Origin of the sequence: Streptomyces vulcanius, from assembly GCF_042653945.1 — a bacterium.
Lineage (GTDB): Bacteria > Actinomycetota > Actinomycetes > Streptomycetales > Streptomycetaceae > Streptomyces > Streptomyces mangrovi.
On sequence record NZ_JBHSFK010000136.1, the window covers coordinates 1 to 664 of the forward strand.

At 78.8% G+C, this 664-nt stretch carries 1 protein-coding gene; it reads left to right on the plus strand.

All coding sequences use genetic code 11. The annotated features are described in order from the left end of the window. Nucleotides 1–664: cell division protein PerM (locus tag ACFPIH_RS56365; RefSeq protein ID WP_385879464.1), on the plus strand; the 664-nt coding region annotated here is incomplete at both ends.

Consider the following 664-nt stretch of genomic DNA (forward strand, 5'->3'; position numbering starts at 1 on the left):
CGTGGGTGTGGACCGGTGTGGGTGTGCGGGCGGTGGCCGTGCTGGCGGCGGGGGTGGGGGTGCCGCTGGCGTACGGGCGGCCCCATGAGCCGTTCGAGCGGGTCATGCCGGGGTGGCTGCGGAAGGCCGTACTCGGTGGGGAGGGGCGGGAAGGGGAGTGGGCCGGGGCTGCCGCGCGGGCGGCGGGGGCCGGGGTCGCGGTGCTCGTCGGGGGCGGGGCACTGCTGGTGGCGGCCTCGTCGGTGTGGCACGCGGGGGCGGCACGCGGGGCGTTTCTGCAGCTGACGGAGGGGTGGTCGGGGCGGTTCGCGGTACTGCTGCTGTGCGTGGTGCTGGTGCCGAACGCGGCGGTGTGGGGGGCGGCGTACGCGCTCGGGCCCGGGTACGTGCTGGGGGCGGGACACGCGGTGACGCCGCTGGTGTCCGATCCGGCGCCGCTGCTGCCGCCGTTTCCGCTGCTGGCGGCGGTGCCGGACGCGGGGGCGGGGACGTGGTGGAACTGGGCGGCGGGGGTGGTGCCGGTGGTCGCCGGAGTGGCGGTCGGGGTCTTCGTGGGGAGTGCCGGAGCCGGGTCGAGCGGCGGGGTCGTGGAGGCGCCTGTGGAGGCGTGGTCGCGGTGGCGGACCGTGGCCGGGGTGGCCGTCGCGGGGGTGCGGCCGGAGCC